Origin of the sequence: Yersinia rochesterensis, from assembly GCF_003600645.1 — a bacterium.
In the GTDB taxonomy this organism is placed as follows: Bacteria; Pseudomonadota; Gammaproteobacteria; order Enterobacterales; family Enterobacteriaceae; genus Yersinia; species Yersinia rochesterensis.
In genome coordinates, this window is sequence record NZ_CP032482.1 from 539,436 (window position 1) to 558,986 (window position 19,551).

Here is a 19,551-nt window from a genome sequence, read left to right on the forward strand (position 1 = left end):
GCATGACAGATGTAACCGTAAAATCGCTGGCAGCTGAGATTCAGACTCCAGTTGATCGCCTGGTACAGCAATTTGCTGATGCAGGGATCAAGAAGTCTGAAGTAGACTCAGTTACCCAGCAAGAAAAAGAAACATTGCTGGCGCACTTAAACCGTGAACACGGTAGTGCGCCTAATAAACTCACGTTGCAACGCAAAACGCGTAGCACCTTGAATATTCCGAGCACCGGCGGAAAAAGTAAATCGGTGCAAATAGAGGTCCGCAAGAAACGCACTTATGTAAATACGCCGGAAGCTGAACAAGCGAAAGCGGAAGAGCAGGCACAGCGTGAAGCGGAAGAGCAGGCACAACGTGAAGCGGAAGCAGCAGCGCAGAAAATCGCTGAAGAAAAAGCTAAACGAGCGGCCGAAGAACAAGCCAAACGTGAGGCCGCTGAAAAAGCTAAACGCCAAGCAGCGGAAAAAGAAAAAGTGACGAATCAACAAACCGACGAAAAAACCAAGCCAGCTCAGACTGATAAAGCACGCCGTGAAGCTGAAGCTGCCGAGCTGAAACGCTCTGTAGAAGAAGAAACACGCCGTAAGGTCGAGGAAGACGCTAAACGCGTTGCTGAGGAAGCCCGTAAAATGGCAGCCGAAAATGAAGGTAAATGGCCAGCACCTGTGACTGAGCAGACTGAATCTGCCGATTACCATGTGACCACCTCACAACATGCGCGCGCCGCGGAAGATGAAAACGACGCCAAAGTTGAAGGTGATCGCCGCAGCCGCACTCGTGGTGGTAAAGCAACTAAACAGAAGAAAGGCAATAAACTCTCCGAGTCTAAAGCTGATCGCGAAGAAGCACGTGCTGTTGGCCGTAAAGGCAAACGTAAACCAAGCACATTACAACAGAGCTTCAACAAGCCTGTTGTTGCCGTTAACCGCGATGTAGTGATTGGCGAGACGGTAACTGTTGCTGAACTGGCAAACAAAATGGCTGTTAAAGGCTCTCAGGTCATCAAAGCAATGATGAAACTGGGTGCAATGGCAACCATTAACCAGGTTATCGATCAGGAAACAGCACAGCTGGTTGCTGAAGAGATGGGCCACAAAGTTATCCTGCGTCGTGAAAACGAGCTGGAAGAAGCGCTGATGAGCGACCGTGATACCGGCGCTGAAGCTGCAGCTGAGCACCGCGCTCCAGTTGTGACCATCATGGGCCACGTTGACCACGGTAAAACTTCTCTGCTGGATTACATCCGCTCCACGAAAGTGGCGTCAGGTGAAGCCGGCGGTATTACACAGCACATCGGCGCTTATCACGTTGAAACTGAAAACGGCATGATCACTTTCCTGGATACACCGGGACACGCCGCGTTTACTTCAATGCGTGCCCGTGGTGCTCAGGCGACTGATATAGTGGTGCTGGTTGTTGCAGCCGACGATGGCGTGATGCCACAGACTATCGAAGCTATTCAGCATGCCAAAGCGGCGAACGTGCCAGTTGTGGTTGCTGTGAATAAAGTCGATAAGCCAGCCGCTGACCCAAGCCGTGTTAAAACTGAATTGATTCAATACGGTATTATATCCGAAGATTTTGGCGGCGATGTTCCATTCATCGAAGTCTCTGCGAAAGTCGGTACCGGTATTGATAATCTGCTGCAAGCAATTCTGCTGCAAGCTGAAGTCATGGAACTGAAAGCAGTTCGTACTGGCATGGCAAGTGGTGTTGTTATCGAATCCTTCTTGGATAAAGGCCGTGGCCCAGTTGCTACCGTGCTGGTTCAACAAGGTACGCTGAACAAAGGCGATATCGTACTGTGTGGCTTCGAGTATGGCCGTGTACGTGCGATGCGTGACGAGCTAGGCCGTGATATCACGTCTGCTGGTCCTTCTATTCCGGTTGAGATCCTGGGCTTGTCCAGTGTTCCAGCTGCTGGTGACGAAGTTACTGTTGTTCGTGACGAGAAGAAAGCCCGTGAAGTTGCACTGTATCGTCAGGGCAAATTCCGCGAGGTTAAGCTGGCTCGTCAGCAGAAATCTAAACTGGAAAACATGTTTGCTAACATGACCGAAGGTGAAGTTTCTGAACTGAACATCGTCATCAAATCTGACGTACAGGGTTCTTGTGAAGCTATCTGTGATTCACTAGAAAAACTGTCTACCGATGAAGTGAAAGTCCGCATTGTGGGTTCAGGCGTTGGTGGTATCACCGAAACTGACGCAACACTGGCCGCAGCTTCTGGCGCAATCATCCTTGGCTTTAACGTTCGTGCTGATGCTTCAGCGCGTCGTGTAGTAGAAACTGAAGGCTTGGATCTGCGTTACTACTCAGTCATTTATAGCTTGATTGATGAAGTTAAGCAGGCGATGAGTGGTATGCTGGCACCTGAGTACAAACAACAAATCATTGGTTTGGCTGAAGTTCGTGATGTGTTTAAATCACCGAAATTTGGCGCCATTGCTGGTTGTATGGTTACTGAAGGTGTGATTAAGCGTAATAATCCAATCCGTGTTCTGCGCGACAACGTGGTTATCTATGAAGGCGAGCTGGAATCTCTGCGCCGCTTCAAAGATGACGTTAGCGAAGTTCGTAATGGCATGGAATGTGGTATCGGCGTTAAGAACTACAATGACGTCCGTACGGGTGATGTGATCGAAGTCTTCGAAATTATCGAAATCAAACGTACTATCGATTAATCGCCTTAGATCTGCTTATATCCATTTGGGGGGCCTTGGCCCCCCAATTTGTCTGGAGAATCCAAATGGCAAAAGAATTCAGCCGTTCTCAGCGTGTTTCACAAGAAATGCAAAAAGAGATCGCACTCATCTTACAGCGCGAAATCAAAGACCCTCGTGTTGGCATGGCGACCGTGTCAGGTATCGAGCTATCTCGTGATTTGGCTTACGCTAAAGTCTTTGTGACCTTCCTGAATGTGTTAACTGACAATGCTGATCCGGATACAGTAAAAAATGGCATTAAAGCACTGCAAGATGCCTCCGGTTATATCCGCACTCTGCTGGGTAAAGCAATGCGCTTGCGTATCGTGCCAGAACTGACTTTCGCTTATGACAACTCTCTGATTGAAGGGATGCGGATGTCTAACCTGGTGACTAACGTCATCAAAAATGATGCAGAACGTCAGGTTAATCCAGGAAACGACGAGGAGAAGTAATGGGTCGTCCACGTCGTCGCGGCCGTGACATTAACGGCGTTCTGTTATTGGATAAGCCGCTGGGCCTCTCCTCTAATGACGTTTTACAAAAGGTAAAACGCCTCTTTAGCGCAAACCGCGCAGGTCATACTGGTGCACTTGATCCTTTGGCGACCGGTATGTTGCCTATCTGTCTGGGTGAAGCGACCAAGTTTTCCCAATTTTTGCTAGATTCAGATAAACGCTATCGTGTTGTGGCCCGTTTAGGTCAACGGACTGATACCTCGGATGCCGAAGGCGCATTAATCAGCGAGCGGGAAGTTAATGTCACGCAGGCGCAGATGGATGCCGCTCTGGACAGTTTCCGTGGTGATAGCCAGCAAGTGCCATCCATGTATTCTGCGTTGAAGCATCAAGGCAAGCCACTGTATGAATATGCCCGTCAGGGGATTGAAGTAGAGCGCGAAGCGCGCAGTATTACTGTGTACGAGCTGCTCTTTATCCGCTGGGAAGGTAATGACCTAGAGCTGGAAATTCATTGCTCTAAAGGGACTTACATTCGCACCATTGTTGATGATTTGGGTGAATTGTTGGGTTGCGGCGCGCATGTCAGTTATTTGCGCCGTTTGCAGGTAGCGACTTATCCAAGTGATCGTATGGTGACTTTAGAGCAGTTAACGGCGATGGTTGAAGCGGCACAAGCAGCAGAGCGTTCGCCAAATGCGGAACTGGATGCGCTGCTATTGCCGATGGACAGTGCAGTATTAAATTTCCCTGAAGTCAATCTGTTACCTGCTGTTGCTGCTTATATAAAACAAGGGCAGCCGGTGCATGTAGCCGGTGCGCCAGGCGAAGGAATGGTTCGTATCACTGAAGGTGAAGAGCGTAATTTCATTGGTATTGGCACCATTGCAGAAGATGGCCGAGTGGCTCCTAAGCGCTTGGTTGTGGAATATGCTGAGTAGGGCCTAGCGGCCTACCTTGCGATCCCGCAGTTCAAAGAGTAGAATAGTGCGGCTTACATATTGGGTTGCTGAATTAGAGATCGGCGCCTGTCTTAATTTATCTATATATTTATATTTGGAGTTGTATCATGTCTCTAAGTGTTGAAGCGAAAGCTAAAATCGTTGCTGACTTCGGTCGCGGTGCCAATGACACCGGTTCAAGCGAAGTTCAGGTTGCTCTGTTGACTGCTCAAATTAACCATTTGCAAAGTCACTTCTCCGAGCACAAAAAAGATCACCACAGTCGTCGTGGTCTGCTGCGTATGGTATCCACGCGTCGTAAGCTGCTGGACTACCTGAAGCGTGAAGACATATCGCGTTATGCTTCCCTGATCGAGCGTCTGGGTCTGCGTCGCTAAGTCTGCGAGTTTCGGGAGAAAGGGGCCAAATTGGCCCCTTTTTTCTAAGAAGCAATGATAAAATACGTTAGTATATTGTTGTTGTTCTATATTTTAAAAAAAGGATCTTCCGGTGCAGAGGTTCGCGCGGCTAATGAGAGACTTTAACTCAATGGGAGTTAAGGGTTGTCATTAGTCGCGAGGATGCAGTGTGAAGGTATTAGTAACAGGTGGATGAGATCGTCAATACGATCCGGCACCGCATAGTATAAGGATACTATTTTGCTGACTCCGATTATTCGTAAATTCCAGTACGGCCAACATACCGTCACCATCGAAACTGGCATGATGGCTCGTCAGGCAACTGCTGCTGTAATGGTAAGCATGGATGACACAGCAGTATTCGTCACTGTTGTTGGCCAAAAGAAAGCCAAACCAGGCCAGAGCTTCTTCCCTCTGACAGTTAACTATCAGGAGCGTACTTACGCTGCTGGTCGTATCCCAGGCAGCTTCTTCCGTCGTGAAGGCCGCCCAAGTGAAGGCGAAACACTGACTTCACGTCTGATTGACCGTCCGATTCGCCCACTGTTCCCAGACAGCTTCCTGAATGAAGTTCAGGTTATTGCGACTGTTGTTTCGGTTAACCCACAAATTAACCCAGATATCGTGGCATTGATTGGTGCATCAGCTGCGCTAAGCCTGTCAGGTATTCCATTCAACGGCCCAATCGGTGCTGCGCGCGTTGGCTTTATCAACGACCAGTACGTGCTGAACCCAACCACTGACGAGCTGAAAGAAAGCCGTCTGGACTTGGTTGTTGCCGGTACTGCTGCTGCAGTATTGATGGTTGAATCAGAAGCTCAAATTCTGTCTGAAGATCAAATGTTAGGCGCGGTTGTCTTCGGTCACGAACAACAACAAGTTGTGATTGAAAATATCAACGCTCTGGTTGCTGAAGCGGGCAAACCGAAGTGGGATTGGCATGCAGAACCAGTGAATGAAGCGCTGCACGCGCGTGTTGCTGAGTTGGCTGCTGCTCGTCTGGGTGACGCATACCGTATCACCGAGAAACAAGAGCGTTACACACAAGTTGATGCTATCAAAGCTGACGTGACTGAAGCGCTGTTAGCGCAAGACGATACTTTAGATGCTGCTGAAATTCAGGATATCCTGGGCAGTGTTGAGAAAAACGTCGTGCGTAGCCGTGTATTAGCTGGCGAGCCGCGTATTGATGGCCGCGAAAAAGATATGATCCGTGGTCTGGATGTGCGTACCGGCGTATTGCCACGTACTCATGGTTCTGCGTTGTTCACCCGTGGCGAAACTCAGGCACTGGTTACTGCAACATTGGGTACTGCACGTGATGCACAAAATATTGATGAGCTGATGGGTGAGCGTACTGACTCATTCCTGCTACACTATAATTTCCCTCCATATTGTGTTGGTGAAACCGGTATGGTTGGCTCACCGAAACGTCGTGAGATTGGCCATGGCCGTCTGGCAAAACGTGGTGTGTTGGCAGTAATGCCAAGCCCGAGTGAATTCCCTTACACGATTCGTGTGGTTTCTGAAATCACCGAGTCTAACGGTTCTTCCTCAATGGCTTCTGTTTGTGGTGCTTCTCTGGCCTTGATGGATGCAGGTGTGCCGATTAAAGCCGCTGTTGCCGGTATCGCAATGGGCTTGGTTAAAGAAGACGAAAACTTTGTGGTGCTGTCTGACATTCTGGGTGACGAAGATCACTTGGGCGACATGGACTTTAAAGTAGCCGGTAGCCGTGACGGTATCACCGCATTGCAAATGGATATTAAAATCGAAGGTATCACCCGCGAAATCATGCAGGTGGCTCTGAACCAAGCTAAGGGTGCGCGTCTGCACATTCTGGGTGTTATGGAACAGGCTATCAGCACACCGCGTGGCGATATCTCTGAGTTCGCGCCACGCATCTACACCATAAAAATCAATCCTGAGAAAATCAAGGATGTGATCGGTAAAGGTGGTTCAGTGATCCGTGCGTTGACTGATGAAACCGGTACTACCATTGAGATCGGCGATGATGGCACCATTAAGATTGCGGCAACCGACAGCGAAAAAGCACAGCATGCTATCCGCCGTATCGGAGAGATTACTGCCGAAATCGAAGTAGGTCGTATCTATAATGGTAGTGTGACCCGTATTGTTGACTTCGGTGCATTTGTGGCCATTGGTGGCGGTAAAGAAGGTCTGGTTCACATTTCTCAAATCGCTGACAAGCGTGTTGATAAAGTGACTGACCATCTGCAAATGGGCCAGGAAGTTCCAGTGAAAGTAATAGAAGTTGATCGTCAGGGACGTATTCGCCTGAGTATCAAAGAAGCTTTAGAAACTGCCACTCCTGCTGTAGAAACTCCGGCAGCTGAGTAATTAGTATTCCACAGCTCCTTGCTGATGAGTGAGGGGCTGTGTTATCTCGAGGGCAGGATGCTCTTGTATTAAACAAATGGATGAAAGGATATTTATCCAATGTTTGTCTTCGGGAGTAGGAAATGAAGCCTTTCTTGCGCTGGTGTTACGTTGTGACAGCACTGATGCTGGCAGGATGCAGCAACCATGATTGGCGTAAAGACGAGGTGTTGGCAATTCCGTTGCAACCTACGTTGCAGCAGGAAGTGATTCTGGCGCGCATGGAACAAATCCTTGCAAGTCGGGCACTTACGGATGATGAGCGCGCGCAGCTTTTATATGAGCGCGGAGTGCTGTATGATAGCCTCGGGCTACGGGCACTAGCGCGAAATGATTTTTCGCAAGCGTTAGCTATTCGTCCTGATATGCCAGAAGTTTTTAACTATCTGGGCATTTATTTAACGCAGGCAGGCAATTTTGATGCTGCCTATGAAGCGTTTGATTCTGTACTAGAGCTTGATCCAACTTACAATTACGCGCGTTTAAACCGGGGTATCGCTCTGTATTATGGCGGTCGACTCCCGTTGGCGCAGGATGATCTGCAGGCGTTTTATCAAGACGATCCAAATGATCCCTTCCGTTCGTTATGGCTGTATCTGGTGGAAAGAGAAATCGATCCTAAGACAGCTGCAGTAGCGCTACAACAGCGCTATGAAAAATCGGACAGAGGGCAATGGGGATGGAATATTGTCGAATTCTACTTGGGCACAATCAGCGAAAAAACGCTGATGGAACGGCTCAAGGCAGATGCAATGGATAACACTTCGCTCGCTGAGCATCTCAGTGAAACTGACTTCTATTTAGGTAAACATTACCTAAGTCTGGGGGACAAGAACACTGCTTCGGCGCTGTTCAAACTGACGGTAGCTAACAACGTTCATAACTTTGTTGAGCACCGCTATGCATTGTTGGAATTGGCGCTTTTGGGCCAAGAACAAGACGACCTATCGGAATCGGACCAGCAATAGCTGACGAACAATTATTAGCCTGATATACCTTGGTTTTTACCAACGTTAATCACCCTAACAGGTGATGGCCTTTTTGTTCGTTTTATAATCTAATTTGAGCCGGTTCACACTTTTCAATGAAAATGACTGAAAATTTTCTCGACGAGTTATGTAGACTGGCTGCCATTATTAATGAGGCACGTGTACATGACTACTGAGCTTGAAACCTCTTTTGCTGATCTGGGGCTGTCCGCTCCAATTCTTTCCGCTCTGACTGATCTTGGTTATGAAAAACCATCTCCTATTCAGTTGGAATGTATTCCACACCTGTTGAACGGCCGTGATGTTCTCGGCATGGCACAAACCGGTAGTGGTAAAACAGCCGCATTTGGTCTGCCGCTGTTGCACAACATTGACCCAACATTGAAAGCGCCACAGGTACTGGTGTTAGCACCGACCCGTGAGTTGGCTATTCAGGTTGCACAGGCACTGACCGATTTTTCAAAACACATGAACGGCGTTAACGTGGTGGCCCTGTACGGCGGTCAGCGTTATGACGTTCAATTACGCGCTTTGCGCCAAGGGCCACAAGTTGTTGTCGGCACCCCAGGTCGTCTGTTAGACCACCTGAAACGCGGTACTCTTAACCTATCTAACCTGAGCGGTTTAGTGTTGGATGAAGCAGATGAAATGCTGCGTATGGGCTTTATCGAAGACGTCGAAACTATCATGGCGCAGATCCCAGCAGAACATCAGACTGCACTGTTCTCTGCTACCATGCCAGAAGCGATTCGTCGTATCACCCGTCGCTTTATGAAAGAGCCACAGGAAGTCCGCATTCAGTCTAGCGTGACGACCCGCCCTGACATTAGCCAGAGTTTCTGGAGAGTTGGTGGTGGTTATAACAAGAAAGAAGCATTGGTTCGTTTCTTGGAATCTGAAGATTTCGATGCAGCCATCATCTTCGTGCGTACTAAAAATGCGACGCTGGAAGTTGCAGAAGCTCTGGAACGTAGTGGTTACAACAGCGCTGCATTGAACGGCGACATGAACCAGGCGCTGCGTGAGCAGACACTGGATCGCCTGAAAGATGGCCGTCTGGATATCCTGATTGCGACTGATGTTGCTGCTCGTGGGCTGGATGTTGAACGTATCAGCTTGGTTGTAAACTATGATATCCCTATGGATTCAGAGTCTTATGTTCACCGTATCGGCCGTACTGGTCGTGCGGGTCGTGCAGGCCGCGCATTACTGTTCGTAGAGAACCGTGAACGTCGTCTGTTACAGAACGTTGAACGTACCATGAAGCTGACTATCCCTGAAGTTCAGTTGCCAAATGCAGAATTGTTGGGCGAGCGCCGCTTAGCTAAATTCGCAGCGAAAGTGGGCCAACAGCTGGAAAGCAGTGATTTGGATATGTACCGCGCGTTGTTGGCGAAGCTGCAACCAGAAGAAGAGTTTGATCTCGAAACTCTGGCTGCCGCACTGTTGAAAATGGCACAGGGCGAACGTCCTTTGATCCTGCCACCGGAAGCTCCGCGTCGTCCACAGCGTGAATTCAATTCTCGCGATGACCGTGGTAGTGATCGCGGCCGTGATCGTAATGACAGCCGTCGTGAACCTCGCTCTGACAACCGTGAAGGTGGCGAGCGTCCAGCACGTCGCGAACGTCGTGATGTTGGCGAGATGGAACTGTACCGCATTGAAGTGGGTCGTGATGATGGTGTTGAAGTTCGTCATATCGTTGGCGCTATCGCTAACGAAGGTGATATCAGCAGCCGTTATATCGGCAACATCAAGCTGTTTGCTTCGCATTCAACTATCGAGCTGCCAAAAGGCATGCCGGGCGAAATGTTATCTCACTTCACCCGTACCCGTATCCTGAACAAGCCGCTGAACATGCAGCTGTTGGGTGATGCACAGCCGCATGAGCGCCGTGAGCGCCCAGCGGGTGGTAACGGTGGTGGTGAGCGCCGTGGTGGTGCTGGCCGTTCAGCCGGTGGCGAACGTCGTGAAGGCGCAGGTGCTCCTCCTCGTCGTTCATTCGGCAGCGACCGTGCTCCAGCTGGTGGTGGCGAACAACGTCGTGGCAATCGTGATGGTCAGCGCTCAGCTGCACCAGCACCACGTCGCGATGATGCCGCAGCGCCAGCCGCACCCGCTCGCCGTCGTTTCGGTGATGCATAAGTCTTAGTCATCTTTGATGATTAAAAAAAACCAGCCCTCGGGCTGGTTTTTTTATGTCTGCAATGTTCAACCTGTGAGTGAATTACAGGCGCTCGGCGGGTTGCAAGTCTTGCTGCAAACCGGCCACTATCTCAAATGAATACAATCGTGCCTGGTGATCAAAAATCTGGCCATTGACCATCAATTCATCGGCCTGAGTTTCCCGCAATAGTGACTGAAGCCCGTGCCGGACTTTACTTTTATCGCCAATGATAGACAGGCGCAGCGCTTGGTCGACACCAAACTGTTCGGCTGGCGAGCAGATTTTTTCCATATCGTCGATAGGCGGCGGCAACTGGCCCGGTGTGCCACGGCGCAGATTGACAAACTGTTGCTGCATCGAGGTAAACAGAAAACGGGCATCACGCTCAGTATCTGCGGCGACGACATTCACACACACAATCGCATAAGGTTTTGGCCACTGAGTGGAGGGTTTGAAATTCTCCCGATACAGTTTGAGCGCCTGGAATAGCATGTCTGGTGCAAAATGCGAGGCGAAAGCAAAGGGCAGGCCCATGGCGGCGGCCAATTGCGCACTATACAGGCTAGAACCCAGCAGCCACAGCGGGACATGCAAACCCTGGCCGGGGACGGCTTGTACCGCTTGCCCTGGTTGCGCATCGGCAAAGTAGTTTTGCAGTTCGCGTACATCGGACGGGAAATTATCCACCTCACCAGAGAGATGGCGGCGTAGCGCCATCATAGTGCGCTGATCACTGCCGGGGGCCCGGCCAAGGCCGAGATCGATGCGGTCAGGATACAGCGAGGCAAGGGTACCAAACTGCTCAGCAATCACCAGTGGCGAATGGTTTGGCAGCATAACACCGCCAGAACCGACGCGGATGGTGCTGGTGCCACCGGCAATATAGCCAATCAGCACGGAGGTCGCGGCGCTGGCAATGCCAGTCATATTATGATGTTCAGCCAGCCAATAGCGGTGATATCCCCACTTTTCAGTATGTTGAGCTAAATCCAGCGAGGCATGAAATGCATCTCGTGGGGTCTTACCCAGTGCTATTGGTGATAAATCGAGAACCGAAAGCGGTACTGGCGAGCTATCTGCCATAGAAACGTTGTTATTATTCATAGAATCGTCCATCTTAACCTTAGTCGAGTCGCTTGAAGGGCGAGCGCGTTTATTGATAACCGCATTGATTTTAAAGAGATAACTACGGATTACTATATTCACCATGTGAATAAATCACAGCCATAACAGCCATGCATGAATAAGAGCATAATCGAAATAGTGTCTTTCGGGAGGGGAATAAATGCGGCCTGAAAGGGGACAGATTGTCTGCGTGAATAATCAATGTGAATAAATGGGGAGCCGTGGCCCCCCGCCTAATCTATTAGGACACCAATTCTAGCCCGGCTAATCGCCGCCAGTAGCCGTTACAATCGGCTTTATTGGCCAAGGTCAGGGGAACTAAACCTTGCTCGTTGGCGCGGAACTGGTCGATAACATTCAGTGTATCAATACCTTGTGGCGAAAGACGGACGATATCCACCAAACCTTGCATGGAAATCAAATCATTACCGAGGTTATAGCAGTAGCCACTCTGAGTTTGAATGCCATTGAGAATAAACACCTGCTGCTCTTCTTGTGACCGCACTGGCCGCCCTTGTGGGTACTTAATGCAGCAAGTTTCACATTGGTCTTTAGCTAGATTTTCTGAACGCGCAGTAAAACAGCGGGCAGAATAAGCCAATGGCAGATGGCCGTAGCTCAACACTTCGACTTCAAACTGATTGCGGAACCCCAGCTCTTCACACTGTTGCAGCACATTAGCCAGCCAATCGCGAGATAGCTCAACTGGCATACACCAGCGCATCATCCCCTGGCGATGTAAAATCCGCAGGGTATAAGCGTTGTAGCAATTGAGTGCATGACCGGCCACAAACGGCAAACCGCGTTCGGCCGCCATATTCACCGCACCCAAATCATTCGCTTCCAGCAAGAATTCGCCGTTTTCCACATAGCGCTTTAGTTCATTTAACTCTGATGGCGCTTGCAACAAGGCGAGAGTGGAAATCACCACCTGCTTACCGCTGGCGGCAACTTCTTTGGCTAAAGCTAACCAATCACCCACTTTCATTTCGCGGCGCTTGGTGCAAACATTCTCACCAAGATAAATGATATCGGCGCTGCTGCTGACTGCGGCCTGATAAAAAGCTTCAATATCGGTTTTTGGCCAGTAATAGAGCACTGCGCCTAAGGCGTACTTCATATTTCCTCCGGCTACTGCCACTTACGATGATAAGCGCCCAGGGTGGTTTGGGTGCCTTCGGACATTGCGCCCAGTTGTTCCATCCATTCTGCTTTAGCAGAAAATTGCGCAGGGTTTGCCTGATAGCGGTCAATTGCCTGCCGCCATACTTTGGCGACCTGGCTGACATAAGCCGGGCTGCGCTGACGCCCTTCAATTTTCACTGAGGCAATATTGGCGGCAAATAATTCTGGTAGCAGTTCAAGGGTATTCAGGCTGGTCGGCTCTTCCAGTGCATGATAGCGCTGGCCATCCACCAGATAGCGCCCTTTACACAGGGTCGGATAACCGGCGTTTTCGTTATCTTCATAACGGTCGATCAGCACCTCATTGAGGCGAGATTCCATCCCTTGCGGGGTTTGCTGCCAGCGAACAAAGCGCGCTGGTGAACAGGCACCCACGGTATTGGGGGATTCACCGGTCAAATAGGATGAAAGATAACAGCGGCCTTCGGCCATAATGCACAAGCTACCAAAGGCAAAGACTTCCAGCGGCACCGGGCTGGTGCGGGACAATTGCTTAACCTGATGCATGGATAGCACGCGCGGTAAAACGACCCGTGCCACATCAAAATGGCGTTGATAGAAACGGATAGCTTCATCATTGGTCGCAGATGCTTGCACCGACACGTGGCGCTCAACCTCTGGGTAGCGTTCAGCGGCATATTCCAACATGGCCAAATCCGCTAAAATCAGAGCATCGGCTCCCAGTTGCGCCGCCATATCCACCGCTCGCTGCCAACGGGAATAGCCGTCGGGGTGGGCGAAAGTATTAATAGCGATATGTAATTTGCGCTTGCGGCTGTGAACGTAATTGACCGCTTCCTGTAGCTTTTTCTCGGTGAAATTCAGTCCGGCAAAATGGCGGGCGTTAGTATCATCTTTCAAGCCGATATAAACTGCGTCAGCACCATTATCAATTGCGGCCTTTAATGCGGGTAAATTGCCGGCAGGACAAAGCAGCTCCATAGAATTTTCCCTATCCGAAGATGATATTAGAATATAGCGAAGGGCGATTTTAGTTAACCTGCTGTGAACTGACCTTGATTTAGGGCAGTTTCTTTGGCATTGGCACCATTCTCCTGATATTTAGCAAGACTTTCAGAGACAACTTGGTGCAAAATTTATCGATATAACATATTTATCTGGATTTAGAGGAGTCACCGCCTGTGTTGGGAGAACTACGAGCGCGCCTTGTGCGCCAAGGGCCTGCGCTGCTGCGGGGTCCGTTAAAATTGACACCATTTGCCTTACAGCGCCAGGTACTAGAACAGGTGTTGGGTTGGCAATTCCGTCAGGCACTGCTGGACGGTGATTTGGAATTTTTAGAATCTCGCTGGTTAAAAATTGAAGTGCGCGATCTCGCATTGCAATGGTTTATGACGGTAGAAAGCGGTAGGCTGGTGGTCAGCCAACAGGCTGAGGCAGATGTTAGCTTTAGTGGTGATGCCAACGATCTGATTTTGATCGCTGCCCGTAAAGAAGATCCGGATACACTGTTTTTTCAGCGCCGGTTGCGAATTGAGGGGGATACCGAATTGGGCCTGTATGTGAAAAATCTGATGGATGCCATTGAATTGGAATCCATGCCGACGCTACTGCGAGTAGGTCTGCAACAATTGGCTGAATTTATTGAAGCAGGTCAGCAAGAGGGTGCGGTGGGTGCTTCCCGTACATTAGCATCATGCTGATCCGGGTTGAAATTCCAGTCGATGCGCCGGGGATTGACACCTTATTGCGCGAGGCATTCAAGCGAGATGATGAAGCGGAATTGGTGCAACAACTGCGCGAGGACGGCTTACTGACGCTGGGTGTTGTGGCGACGGATGATGAGGGCGGTGTGGTTGGTTATGTCGCATTCAGCCCGGTAGATGTGGGCGGTGAGGACCGGCAATGGGTTGCGCTGGCTCCGCTGGCAGTGGAGGATGGCCTGCGTCGGCAAGGTCTGGCGGAGAAGCTGGTATATGAAGGTCTCGACTCTCTGAATGAGTTTGGCTATGCCGCTGTCGTGGTATTAGGTGAGCCAGCTTATTATCAGCGTTTTGGTTTTGTTCCTGCCACCCGTCATCAATTAACCTGCCGTTGGCCTGATACTGAAGAAGCCTTTCAGGTGTATGCGTTGGCAGACGATGCACTGACTGACGCTGATGGCGAAGTGGTGTTTTCTGCGCCGTTTAATCGGTTCTAACCTCTAGCAGAGATACCAATGAAGAAGGCTGGCTCATCACCAGCTTTTCTTTTTGCTGCTTACTAAGCTGTTTCACCCGATATTCTAGTTTTAAGGCAGTTGAACGATCCCCTGCTTCACAATGAAATACCAGCGCTAACTCCCCCTTGCCCCGCAGCGCTTTTGCGCCTTTTCCTGCTTGATGTTGCGTGAGTCTTCTGGCCACATCAGTGGTAATGCCGGTATACAGCATGCCGCTGGCGGTGCGCAGCAAATAAAGATGCCAAAGGCTGTCCGACATAATCTTATTCCAGTCCGGGGTGGCGGTTAGGAACATTATTACCGGAATTTCCTATTGCATCCTGACTTTTTTATCTGCTGGCACCTGATCAGTTTAAATTGGCCCTATCTTGCTCGATATGAGCCATTCTGTTGCTTATTTAGTCTTTGCTGCAAACTCAAAGCGCGGTGAAACCAAGCCGTACAGTGTCCAACCAAGGAACGTCACAATCGCGCCCCACGTCATGGCTTCCTGACCAGAACTGTAAAGCGCATAGAAGCTGTACATTGCACCAATAAAGGCAATGATATTGGCTTTGCGCGCTTTGGCTGGTGGAACATTGGCAGTTTTCTGAATAATCACCAGCGCTGCCATAGATAGAATGTATGGGATGATATTGGTCACGACCGCCAGATTGACCAGCACATTGAATTGTTTATTCAATGACGGGCTAATGGTCATTAGCGACAAGACACTCTGGATGACAACAATGGTCAGCATCCCTTTGATTGGCGCATTAGCTTTGCTGACTTTAGAGAAAATTTTCGGGAAGAAACCTTCATCAGCAGAGGATTTAAAGACCTGAGCAATGGTGAACTGCCAGCCGAGCAATGAACCGATACAAGACATAATCATCAATGCCATGATGATTTTACCCACGGCTGGGGTAAACATATAAGCGAATGCCAGGCCAAACGGCGCAGTTGAGTTCGCCAAATCCATATTCGGCACAATACCGGCGATGACGTTGGTCGAAATAATGTAGATAACTGCTGCACCTAAAGTCCCGCCCAATACCGCGATCGGAACGTTACGTTCAGGGTTTTCTACTGCATCGGTGTTGGCACAGGCAGATTCCAATCCCAGAAAAGCCCATAACGTCATAGAGATAGAAGAGCCGATAGCTTCAAAGGTCGGCACGTTATGTGGATTCCATGCTGCCATATAGGCCGAGCCGCTAAACCAGAACCAGCCCACAATAGAGATGCCTACCACCGGGATAATGACCCCCCAGATAGTGACGCTGCTGATTTGTCCGGTAATGCGCGCGCCACCGAAGTTAGCCACAGTTGCCAACCACAACACGCCGATGGTGGCGATACAAATACCGAGTGGCGTTAAAGTGGTACCCAGTAATTCTGTCCCGTACCCGACGGCTGATATCGCAATGGCGATATTGGCAATCAACAGGGATGCACCATAGGTATAGTTGGCCATAAAGTTGCCGGATTTGCCGAACGCGTATTCTGCATAACCGCCCATCCCCCCTGATTTGCGGCTGAACATCCCGCACTGAGCAAAGGCGTAAGCCAGTGCCATAGAACCCACTGCGGTAACTAACCACGAAACGATAGAAATCGTCCCAACTTCGGCGAGTTTGGTTGGCAGCATAATTATGCCGGACCCCATCATATTGACGGCGGTCAGAATAGTCAGCTGGACGACTCCCATCTTATTATTTGTTTTACTCATTTTTATTATCTCTTTTAAAATTTCAGAGACTGCGGGGATAATTCCCCGCAGGTTTGAGTTATTTATTTTTCATCATATAGCCGTATGCACGGTTCCATCCGTCTTCATCGACTTGTAAATAAACACCTTGTAATTCAGGTGCAAAACCGGGCAATAAATTAATACTTTCTTCAAGTGCCAAGAAATAACGTTGAGCTGCGCCGCCCCAAACTTCACCAGGGACAACACACAATACTCCCGGTGGGTAAGGAAGTGCGCCTTCAGCGGCAATTCGACCTTCTGCTTTGCACAATGGTACTAATTCGGCATGTCCACGGACGAATTCAATATTGGCATCCTGAGGATTCATCACGACTTTAGGGAAATATTGTTTGCGGAACATTTCTTTTTGCAGTTGTTTCACATCATAGCTGACATAAAGATCATGCATTTCCTGACATAGTTTTCCGATGGTATATCCTTTATAACGAGTTTCGTTATTACGATAAACAGTTGGTAATACCTCACTTAATAATGCATCTTCTTCAATAAAACGTTCAAAACGAGCAATTTGCGCCACCAAGTGTTGCATTTTTGCCAAGTCTTCTGCTGGCGTTAATAAGAACAGGATGGAGTTAAGGTCACATTTTTCTGGCACGATGCCATTTTCACGCAGGAAGTTAGCTAGAATAGTCGCTGGAATACCCGATGCAGTATATTCGCCAGTATTGGTATCAATCCCAGGTGTGGTTAATAATAGTTTGCATGGGTCAACAAAATATTGTGATTCTTCGTAGCCTTCAAAAGCATGCCATTTTTCGCCCGGAATAAAATTAAAGAAGCGTAAATCTTGTGCCATGGCATTGGTGTCATATTGTTGCCAAGGTTTACCATCAACCTCTACCGGAACAAAAGGCTTAATCATTTTACAGGTATTTAAAATCATTTTACGGGCTTCAATACCAGTCTTAACACAATCTAACCACATGCGCTGGCCACTTTTTCCTTTATGCATTTTGGCATTAACATCTAATGCCGCGAATAATGGATAAAATGGGCTGGTGGATGCGTGTAGCATAAAGGCATTATTAAAACGCTTATGGTTACAATAACGGTCCTGACCTTTAATATGTTTATCTTTCTTATGAATTTGCGAAGTTTGTGAGAAACCAGCCTGTTGTTTATGTACTGATTGCGTAACGATAATCCCCGGATCATTTTCATTCAGTTCAAGTAATAATGGTGAACAATCTTTCATCATCGGAATAAATTGTTCGTAGCCCACCCAAGCGGAGTCGAACAGAATATAATCGCAAAGGTGACCAATTTTATCCACGACCTGACGAGCATTATAAATGGTGCCGTCATAAGTCCCCAATTGAATAATGGCCAGGCGGAATGGGCGAGCTTGATTGGCTCGCTCAGGAGCGATGCTATGTATTTGTTCACGAAGGTATTTTTCTTCGAAACAGTGGGCGTCAATACCGCCGATAAAGCCGAATGGGTTACGGGCAGTCTCCAGATATACCGGTGTTGCCCCAGCTTGAATCAGTGCGCCATGGTGGTTGGATTTGTGATTATTACGGTCAAATAGCACCAGATCACCACGGGCTAACAGAGCATTAGTGGCCACTTTATTCGAGGCAGAAGTCCCGTTCAGTACGAAATAAGTTTTATCGGCATTAAATACTTTTGCTGCATGTTTTTGAGCATCACAAGGTGCGCCTTCATGAATAAGCAAATCACCTAATTTGACGTCAGCATTACACATATCAGAACGGAAAATAGTTTCGCCGTAGAAGTCAAAGAATTGACGGCCAGCGGGATGTTTACGGAAGAATTGGCCCCCTTGGTGTCCTGGGCAGGCAAAAGAGGAATTTCCCATTTCTACATATTTTTTTAATGTATTGAAGAAGGGCGGCAATAATTCTTTCTCATATTTTTCAGCGGCGGATTCCAGCTGTTTACCGTAAAAATCAGTATTGTCACCGCACAGCTCAAACACCCCATTTAAAGACGGTAATACATCAGTATTTAGTTCTTCTTCACAACAAACCGCCGCAAAAATAGGAATATCCAGACCTAATGAATGAATGTTTTCAATGACATCATTATTAATATCCTGAACAGAAAGCACCACAGCAGCAACATCAGTAAAGTCTGTGTGTAAAACATCTACTACTTCGCGTTGAGTTTCAAAGCAGGGTATTGCTGAGGTACTTGCCGCGATATTTAACTTTTTCATTTATTTTTCTCTCTTTTTTTATTTAGGGTATATGAACCCGTCCAACATTTTTTCAAGTTGGATTTAGTCGTTTAATAAATTCTGTGTATAGCAATCCGTATCAATGAATTAATATTCATTAATAAATAGTTTGCTTGTCTGCGCACACGTTGCCTTTATATCATTCATTTCTTTGGTATAAAAAAGGACTGAATTTAAGGCGCAGTTGTCCTTATGTCATGAAGCATCAATGACAAAGGTGACATTAATTTTTTACGAGATAGCTATGTTTCTGCTGAAAGACGTAAACATCGCACTAATAGAGATTGAGTCATAAAATGCACCCATCTGTTAGGCATGGAAATATTACGATTGTTCGTCTTTTCGAATAACGCAGACAATAGTTAACATTACGCCAAGGTAAGAACACGCTTTTCGTCGCTGTTAAAAATTGAGCATAGACAATGACTATCCAATAAAAATGGATGTCATCGCAGGAGGGAGATTATCTATAATGGTAATAAGAAAAATTAAAATAACTACGGTGTGCGGGCATCATTAAATGCGTTGTTCGCCTTATATGTGCCATTTTCTTGTTGTTATTTTCCATTTGTGTAAGGTCTCTGGTTTTTTAAACAAATTTCTGGTTTTAAACAAGGTTGCCGTTTTAAACAAGGTTTTCAAAAAATGAACTGATGGCGGCTATTCTAGTCATAACACTCATTCGTTCTGTGATTTGGGTCACGTTTTTATCCGATTTTTAAATGCCTTTTGACTAAAAAATGAATAAATAACTATTTTTATTCGTTTTTAACGGTATTTATTCAAAACTGTACTGGATGTTATGCAATACAGTAAGATTATATTTAACATGGCAGATACATTGGCGGGTTTATTATTATGCGATTGCCAGCAATGAGTGCGGCTTCTTAATAGATTTTGTATTTTATTTGTTAATCTATAATTATTTGTTACATCCGAACTTATACGCTTATTTTGCATATAAATTCATATGTATCTTATGTAGTAAATGCTAACTAAATCACGTTATCAGGCTGTTTCTCGCCAT

At 47.9% G+C, this 19,551-nt stretch carries 17 protein-coding genes; 10 read left to right on the plus strand and 7 right to left on the minus strand.

Annotated elements, in window-relative coordinates:
- The first annotated feature begins 2 nt into the window (after window positions 1–2).
- From infB to DXZ79_RS02665, 8 genes are all read left to right on the plus strand, one after another.
- On the plus strand, window positions 3–2,681 hold the full coding sequence (infB, locus tag DXZ79_RS02630) for a translation initiation factor IF-2 (protein ID WP_042562590.1): 2,679 nt from the start codon (window positions 3–5) through the stop codon (window positions 2,679–2,681).
- A gap of 65 nt (window positions 2,682–2,746) precedes the next feature.
- Window positions 2,747–3,157, plus strand: coding sequence for a 30S ribosome-binding factor RbfA (gene rbfA / locus DXZ79_RS02635; RefSeq protein ID WP_032819271.1), 411 nt, complete (start codon window positions 2,747–2,749; stop codon window positions 3,155–3,157).
- Complete coding sequence (gene truB / locus DXZ79_RS02640; RefSeq protein WP_038636795.1) at window positions 3,157–4,101, plus strand: tRNA pseudouridine(55) synthase TruB; 945 nt, start codon at window positions 3,157–3,159, stop codon at window positions 4,099–4,101. Before rbfA ends, truB begins: the two co-directional genes overlap by 1 nt.
- A 128-nt stretch (window positions 4,102–4,229) precedes the next feature.
- Window positions 4,230–4,499, plus strand: a complete 270-nt coding sequence (rpsO, locus tag DXZ79_RS02645; RefSeq protein ID WP_038636793.1) for a 30S ribosomal protein S15 — start codon at window positions 4,230–4,232, stop codon at window positions 4,497–4,499.
- Between the two features lie 261 nt (window positions 4,500–4,760).
- Window positions 4,761–6,881 carry a polyribonucleotide nucleotidyltransferase gene (gene pnp / locus DXZ79_RS02650; protein ID WP_038636789.1) on the plus strand — a complete coding sequence of 707 codons (2,121 nt, stop codon included), beginning with the start codon at window positions 4,761–4,763 and terminating at the stop codon, window positions 6,879–6,881.
- 122 nt (window positions 6,882–7,003) lie between these two features.
- Window positions 7,004–7,888 carry a lipoprotein NlpI gene (gene nlpI / locus DXZ79_RS02655; RefSeq protein WP_032819273.1) on the plus strand — a complete coding sequence of 295 codons (885 nt, stop codon included), beginning with the start codon at window positions 7,004–7,006 and terminating at the stop codon, window positions 7,886–7,888.
- A 122-nt stretch (window positions 7,889–8,010) separates the two neighbouring features.
- Complete coding sequence (yrbN, locus tag DXZ79_RS21275) at window positions 8,011–8,085, plus strand: protein YrbN (protein WP_223499600.1); 75 nt, start codon at window positions 8,011–8,013, stop codon at window positions 8,083–8,085.
- Window positions 8,075–10,054 (plus strand): DEAD/DEAH family ATP-dependent RNA helicase, encoded by a 1,980-nt coding sequence (locus DXZ79_RS02665; RefSeq protein WP_050291550.1) that lies wholly within the window; start codon window positions 8,075–8,077, stop codon window positions 10,052–10,054. The genes yrbN and DXZ79_RS02665 overlap by 11 nt, the downstream gene beginning before the upstream one ends.
- 82 nt (window positions 10,055–10,136) lie before the next feature.
- On the opposite strand, the gene DXZ79_RS02670 is transcribed toward DXZ79_RS02665, so the two are convergent.
- From DXZ79_RS02670 to ubiU, 3 genes are all read right to left on the minus strand, one after another.
- Complete coding sequence (locus tag DXZ79_RS02670) at window positions 10,137–11,159, minus strand: luciferase-like monooxygenase (protein WP_120011602.1); 1,023 nt, start codon at window positions 11,157–11,159, stop codon at window positions 10,137–10,139.
- A 283-nt stretch (window positions 11,160–11,442) separates the two neighbouring features.
- Window positions 11,443–12,321 (minus strand): U32 family peptidase, encoded by an 879-nt coding sequence (locus DXZ79_RS02675; RefSeq protein WP_038636782.1) that lies wholly within the window; start codon window positions 12,319–12,321, stop codon window positions 11,443–11,445.
- An 11-nt stretch (window positions 12,322–12,332) separates the two neighbouring features.
- Window positions 12,333–13,328, minus strand: a complete 996-nt coding sequence (gene ubiU, locus DXZ79_RS02680) for a ubiquinone anaerobic biosynthesis protein UbiU (RefSeq protein WP_038636779.1) — start codon at window positions 13,326–13,328, stop codon at window positions 12,333–12,335.
- A gap of 200 nt (window positions 13,329–13,528) precedes the next feature.
- Here ubiU and ubiT point away from each other — a divergent pair, with 200 nt between their 5' ends.
- A complete protein-coding gene (gene ubiT, locus DXZ79_RS02685) occupies window positions 13,529–14,050 on the plus strand; it encodes a ubiquinone anaerobic biosynthesis accessory factor UbiT (protein ID WP_038636777.1) in 522 nt (173 codons plus the stop codon).
- Entirely contained in the window at window positions 14,044–14,547 is a 504-nt protein-coding gene (locus DXZ79_RS02690) for a GNAT family N-acetyltransferase (protein ID WP_038636774.1), read from the plus strand. Before ubiT ends, DXZ79_RS02690 begins: the two co-directional genes overlap by 7 nt.
- On the opposite strand, the gene DXZ79_RS02695 is transcribed toward DXZ79_RS02690, so the two are convergent.
- The 4 genes from DXZ79_RS02695 to speFL form a co-directional block, all read right to left on the minus strand.
- Entirely contained in the window at window positions 14,534–14,827 is a 294-nt protein-coding gene (locus DXZ79_RS02695) for a GIY-YIG nuclease family protein (RefSeq protein ID WP_038639871.1), read from the minus strand. The two genes, DXZ79_RS02690 and DXZ79_RS02695, sit on opposite strands and share 14 nt — an antisense overlap.
- 135 nt (window positions 14,828–14,962) lie before the next feature.
- Window positions 14,963–16,279 (minus strand): putrescine-ornithine antiporter, encoded by a 1,317-nt coding sequence (gene potE, locus DXZ79_RS02700; RefSeq protein WP_050291551.1) that lies wholly within the window; start codon window positions 16,277–16,279, stop codon window positions 14,963–14,965.
- 58 nt (window positions 16,280–16,337) lie between these two features.
- Window positions 16,338–18,503: an ornithine decarboxylase SpeF gene (gene speF / locus DXZ79_RS02705; protein WP_038636767.1), complete on the minus strand. Its 2,166-nt coding sequence runs from the start codon at window positions 18,501–18,503 to the stop codon at window positions 16,338–16,340.
- Window positions 18,504–18,987: 484 nt separating this feature from the next.
- On the minus strand, window positions 18,988–19,092 hold the full coding sequence (speFL, locus tag DXZ79_RS21165; RefSeq protein WP_105877053.1) for a leader peptide SpeFL: 105 nt from the start codon (window positions 19,090–19,092) through the stop codon (window positions 18,988–18,990).
- Between the last annotated feature and the right edge of the window lie 459 nt (window positions 19,093–19,551).

Bases quoted from the DNA above. Each gene is read 5' to 3' on its own strand.
- infB (WP_042562590.1), top strand. From the start codon at position 3: ATGACAGATGTAACCGTAAAATCGCTGGCAGCTGAGATTCAGACTCCA.
- rbfA (WP_032819271.1), top strand. From the start codon at position 2,747: ATGGCAAAAGAATTCAGCCGTTCTCAGCGTGTTTCACAAGAAATGCAA.
- truB (WP_038636795.1), top strand. From the start codon at position 3,157: ATGGGTCGTCCACGTCGTCGCGGCCGTGACATTAACGGCGTTCTGTTA.
- rpsO (WP_038636793.1), top strand. From the start codon at position 4,230: ATGTCTCTAAGTGTTGAAGCGAAAGCTAAAATCGTTGCTGACTTCGGT.
- nlpI (WP_032819273.1), top strand. From the start codon at position 7,004: ATGAAGCCTTTCTTGCGCTGGTGTTACGTTGTGACAGCACTGATGCTG.
- DXZ79_RS02665 (WP_050291550.1), top strand. From the start codon at position 8,075: ATGACTACTGAGCTTGAAACCTCTTTTGCTGATCTGGGGCTGTCCGCT.
- DXZ79_RS02670 (WP_120011602.1), bottom strand. From the start codon at position 11,159: ATGGCAGATAGCTCGCCAGTACCGCTTTCGGTTCTCGATTTATCACCA.
- DXZ79_RS02675 (WP_038636782.1), bottom strand. From the start codon at position 12,321: ATGAAGTACGCCTTAGGCGCAGTGCTCTATTACTGGCCAAAAACCGAT.
- ubiU (WP_038636779.1), bottom strand. From the start codon at position 13,328: ATGGAGCTGCTTTGTCCTGCCGGCAATTTACCCGCATTAAAGGCCGCA.
- DXZ79_RS02690 (WP_038636774.1), top strand. From the start codon at position 14,044: ATGCTGATCCGGGTTGAAATTCCAGTCGATGCGCCGGGGATTGACACC.
- DXZ79_RS02695 (WP_038639871.1), bottom strand. From the start codon at position 14,827: ATGTCGGACAGCCTTTGGCATCTTTATTTGCTGCGCACCGCCAGCGGC.
- potE (WP_050291551.1), bottom strand. From the start codon at position 16,279: ATGAGTAAAACAAATAATAAGATGGGAGTCGTCCAGCTGACTATTCTG.
- speF (WP_038636767.1), bottom strand. From the start codon at position 18,503: ATGAAAAAGTTAAATATCGCGGCAAGTACCTCAGCAATACCCTGCTTT.
- speFL (WP_105877053.1), bottom strand. From the start codon at position 19,092: ATGGAAAATAACAACAAGAAAATGGCACATATAAGGCGAACAACGCAT.